We start from the raw sequence: 4,695 nt of genomic DNA, 5'->3' as shown, positions 1-4,695 counted from the left end.
GAGTGGTCGGCGTCCTTGCGCAACACCAGGGTGGCCCGCGGCCGGGTGGGCAGGATGTTCTCGACCAGGTTCGGCCGGTTGATCGAGCGCCAGATGTCCTTGGCCGCGATCACCGCCTGCCGGTCGTTGAGTCCGGCGTAGTGGTGGAAATGCGATGCCGGATCGGCGAATGCGGTGGACCGCATGGCCAGGAACCGGGAGATGTACCAGTGCTCGATGTCCTCGATCCGCGCATCCACATACAGCGAGAAGTCGAACAGGTCCGACACCATCAGCGTCGGTCCGGTCTGCAGGACGTTCAGGCCTTCCAGGATCAGCACGTCGGGGTGGCGGATGACCTGCTTGTCGCCCGGAACGATGTCGTAGCTCAAGTGGGAGTAGACCGGGGCGCAGACCTGCTCCGACCCGGACTTCACCGAAGTGACGAAGCGCATCAGTGCGCGCCGGTTGTAGCTCTCCGGAAACCCCTTGCGGTGCATCAGGTTCCGGCGCGCCAACTCGGCGTTGGGATACAGGAACCCGTCGGTGGTCACCAGGTCAACCCGGGGATGGTGGTCCCAGCGGGCCAGGAGCGCCTGCAGCAACCGGGCGGTGGTCGACTTTCCGACCGCCACGCTGCCGGCCACGCCGATGATGAAGGGTACCGGCCGGTCGGGGTTTTGCCGCGGTTCGCCGAGGAACTCCGCGGTGGCGGCGAACAGACCCTGCCGGGCCGCGATCTGCAGGTGCAGCAACCGGGCCAGCGGGAGGTAGACCTCTTCGACCTCGCGCAGGTTGACCTGTTCGCCGAGGCCGCGCAGCGCGACGACTTCCTGCTCGGTCAGCGGCAGCTTGGTCGCCATGCGCAGCGCACGCCATTGACGTCGATCGAACTCGACGTAGGGACTCGGCTCGCTAGGCCGGGGCATGGCCATAGAGTCTTGCAGCCCTGGTCACCCGGCCGGCGGCGGGGGTATGCAGGTAGCCGGCCAGCGACGGCAGCACCGGGGCGGTGACCGACAGCAGCATCATCACGTTGATCGCGTGCGTGCGTGCGTTCGGAGTCGAGCGCCTCGGCGCCGGCGCCGCTGCCGCTGCAGTCGGCGCTCGGCCGCCCGCCAGGTCAGGACGGTTGATGGTGCGTGCTGCGGTCATCGTCGCGGCACGTTAGCACGGCTACGCCGGCTCGCCGGCCGCGTCGCCGCGAGCGAGTTCGACGGTGGCCAGCGTCATCGCCAGCACCGCCACCGCCAGCGCGACGATCCCAGCCCGGCCGGTGTCGAGCGTCTCACCGAGCACGGTGATGCCGAGCAGCGCCGCCACGATGGGCTGCGATATCTCCAGCGTCGGCAGGGAGGCGGTCAGCGCCCCGGCTCGAAACGCCAACTGCTCGAAGGCGAACCCGGCAACTGCGACCAGCAGCCAGGCGTACAGCTCGGGCGACCGGACCGCCGCCGACGCGCCGTGGTGCAGTTGGGCCATCACCCCCTTGGTGAGCACGGCGAAGACCGCCCAGAGTGAGCCGGAGACGAACGCGAACAGCACCGCGGCGGCGGCGGCGCCCCGGATCCGGGCGGCCACCAGGCAGCCGATCAGCAGCGGCCCGAGAACGGCCGCCACCAGGGCCCAGGTCTGCAGCGACGCGCGGGACTGCCCGGCTTGCGGGTTGCCGACGGTGACGATCACGGTGATCGCGGCGGTCAGCACGGCGGCCCATGCCCACTGCTGGCCGGGCACCGCGCGGTGCGACAGCGCGGCGCTGACCGGCAACGCGAACAGCAGCGACAGCACCAGCAGCGCCTGCACCAGCAGCACCGAACCCTGGTCGAGCGCCTCGGCCTGCAACACGATGCTCACCACCAGCAACAGCGCGCCCCGTCGCCACCACCGGCTGCGGAACAGCGTCGAGAACATCTTCAGGTTGCTGGCCGAGGTACCGGTGAGCCGCTGGGTCGCGCGCTGCTGCAGCACGTCGCCGATCGCGACGCAGAGCGCGGAGCCCAACGCGAGCAGCGCTGCGATCCCGGTTTCGTCCATGGCTACACCTCCCGGCCCGCCACTGTAACGTTGACGGTCGTGGATTCGGCTCGGGGCGCCTCAGCGTTCATCCGCGAGTACCTGGAACTGGGCCTGCGTTTCGACCGGATCGAGAGCGGCTACGTCGACGCGTTCACCGGGGATCCCGCGCTTCGGCACGCGGTGGGCAACGAGCCTCCGCCGGACCCGGCCGAGCTTGGCCGCCAAGCCGAGCGGTTGCTGGCCGAGCTGCCGACGGGTGCTGAGGGCGAACTCGGCCGATCACGCGCCGATTACCTGGCCGCGCAGCTGCGCGCGCTGGCCTGCGCGGGCCGCAAGTTCGCCGGTGCGGAGGTTCGCTTCGTCGACGAGGTCCGGGACTACTTCGACGTCTCGATACACAAGGGCGACCCGGACCGGTACCGACTGGCGCACAAGCGACTTGACCAGGCGCTGGGCGGCAGCGGGCCGCTGGCCGACCGGATGGACGCCTACCGCGGGGCCGACGAGATCCCGCCGGATCGACTGGCCGAATGCATCGAGGCGTTCTCCAGCGCGCTGCGCGACCGGGTACGCGCCGAATACCCACTTCCGGACGCGGAGTCGGTGAGCTACGAGGTGGTGACCGACCAGCCCTGGTCGGGGTTCAACTACTACCAGGGCGGCTACCGCTCGACGGTGGCGGTCAACGCCGACGTCAAACAGCAGATGTCCAACCTGCCGCGACTGGTGGCCCACGAGTCCTACCCGGGCCATCATACCGAGCACTGCCGCAAGGAGGCCGGCCTGGTCCGCCGCGGCGGCCACGACGAGCAGACCATCTTCCTGGTCAACACCCCGCAGTGCCTGATGGCCGAGGGGCTGGCCGATCTGGCGCTGCACGCCGCGATCGGCCCGCGCTGGGGGACGTGGGCGGCCGATATCTACGCCGACCTGGGGCTGCGGTTCGACGGCGACCGCGCCGAGGCGGTGGCCGAGGCGTCCGCCGGGCTGCTCACCGTGCGCCAGGACGCGGCGCTGATGCTGCACGACGAGCACCGCGACGTCGACGATGTGGTCGCCTACCTGCAACGGTGGCTGCTGGTCGGCGACGCACGGGCGCGTCAGCTGTTGCGGTTCTTGTCTGCACCGCTGTGGCGGGCCTACATCAGCACCTACGTCGAGGGGTATCGGCTGCTGCGCGGCTGGCTCGACGACCGGCCGGCCGGGGTGAGCCTGACCGAGCGGTTCGGCCGGCTGCTGGACGAGCCGCTGATCCCGTCCGCGCTGCGGTAGGCCGGAAGTGGCCCCGGTCGTCACACCACCCTACGGAATCGATTAGCCAAGCTATGCGAAAGGCGTAGCGTGGGGGAGTAGCCGATTGGGAGGAGATGCAGATGCCGAGGACCGATGACGACACCTGGGCGATCACCGAGAGCGTCGGTGCGACCGCGCTGGGTGTGGCCGCGGCCCGTGCCGCGGAGACCGAGAGCGCCAGCCCGCTGATCAGCGACCCGTTCGCCCGGGTCTTCCTGGACCGGGCCGGCCCGGGGGTGTGGAGCGCGTACTCGGGGACGGTGCTGCCCGAGGCTGCGGCCGGCGCCGACCGGGAGGTGCAGACCCTGGTGCGGGCGATGATCGACTTCATGGCGGTACGGACGGTCTTCTTCGACGAGTTCTTCCGCGCCGCCGGCGACGCCGGAATCCGGCAGGTCGTCATCCTGGCGTCCGGTCTGGACGCGCGGGCCTGGCGACTGCCGTGGCCGGACGGCACGACCGTCTACGAACTCGACCAGCCGAAGGTGCTCGCGTTCAAGGCCGACACCCTGCGGGCCGCCGGGGCGCAGCCGAAGGCCGCGGTGAGAGCGGTGCCGGTGGATCTGCGGCAGGACTGGCCGACCGCACTACGCGACGCCGGCTTCGACCCGACCGCGGCCACCGCGTGGTCGGCGGAGGGCCTGCTGCGCTATCTGCCGGCTCGGGCCCAGGACCTGCTCTTCGAGCGCATCGACGCGCTCAGTGCCCCGAGCAGCCGGCTGGCCACCAACGCCGTCGCCGCCGAAGCGAACGATCCGGAGCGACTGGCGCGACAGCGCGAGCAGATGCACCGGCTGCGGGCGGCCGCCGCCGCATTGGTCCACGCCGAGGTCACCGACATCGAGGAGCTCTGGTACCCCGAGGACCGCACCGATGTCGGCGCCTGGCTCGGCGAGCACGGCTGGCGGTCGTCGACCGAGCCACTCGCCGAGTGGCTGGCCCGTTACGGCCGCGACGCCGCCACCAAGGATCTGATGCCCAACCTGTTCGTCTCCGCGGAGAAGCAGCCAACCGCGGTCGGCTGGAACGCGGGCTGACCGCACCCACCGCGTCAGTTTCCGTTACCCACCCAGCTCTGGCTCGACGACACCATGAACCTGCTGTAGCCGCCGGTGCAGTACACGGCCTGGTCCGGCGTGGTGGCGCACTTGGCGCCCTTGTACTCGACATAGTTGTCGCTGGGCAGCACCCGCTGGGCTTGACCGGAGTCGAACCGCGGCTGGTCGGTGTTGTCGAAGTGCGCCGCCGAGTCCCCGGTGAACCAGCCGACCTGGTTGGTCCCGCCCGGCGCACCCGGGATGGCCCCGGTGCAGCCGTAGCTCCCGTCGTCCCAGATGCCGCAGTCCAGCCCGAACGGTGTCGAGAACCAGATCCCCGGCTTGTTGGCGATCTGGAAGCTCTCGA

Annotated in this window: 5 protein-coding genes; 2 read left to right on the top strand and 3 right to left on the bottom strand. The window is 70.4% G+C overall.

Annotated features, from left to right (window positions below):
* The coding region (gene coaA / locus AC2VNT_RS17105) for a type I pantothenate kinase (RefSeq protein ID WP_486947989.1) at positions 1-908 on the bottom strand (908 nt) is incomplete at its 3' end.
* Between the two features lie 247 nt (positions 909-1,155).
* Positions 1,156-2,016: a DMT family transporter gene (locus tag AC2VNT_RS17100; RefSeq protein ID WP_486947988.1), complete on the bottom strand. Its 861-nt coding sequence runs from the start codon at positions 2,014-2,016 to the stop codon at positions 1,156-1,158.
* Positions 2,017-2,055: 39 nt separating this feature from the next.
* On the opposite strand from AC2VNT_RS17100, the gene AC2VNT_RS17095 reads away from it, so the two are divergent.
* Positions 2,056-3,270 carry a DUF885 domain-containing protein gene (locus AC2VNT_RS17095; protein ID WP_486947987.1) on the top strand — a complete coding sequence of 405 codons (1,215 nt, stop codon included), beginning with the start codon at positions 2,056-2,058 and terminating at the stop codon, positions 3,268-3,270.
* 101 nt (positions 3,271-3,371) lie between these two features.
* Positions 3,372-4,328: a class I SAM-dependent methyltransferase gene (locus tag AC2VNT_RS17090; RefSeq protein ID WP_486947986.1), complete on the top strand. Its 957-nt coding sequence runs from the start codon at positions 3,372-3,374 to the stop codon at positions 4,326-4,328.
* A 14-nt stretch (positions 4,329-4,342) separates the two neighbouring features.
* Here AC2VNT_RS17090 and AC2VNT_RS17085 read toward each other — a convergent pair.
* Positions 4,343-4,695: hypothetical protein (locus AC2VNT_RS17085; RefSeq protein ID WP_486947985.1), on the bottom strand; the 353-nt coding region annotated here is incomplete at its 5' end.

Source organism: Mycobacterium sp. TH-M15 (genome assembly GCF_057473705.1).
Note: the sequence above shows the minus strand (reverse complement) of the source record. Positions and strands in the feature narration are given on the sequence as shown.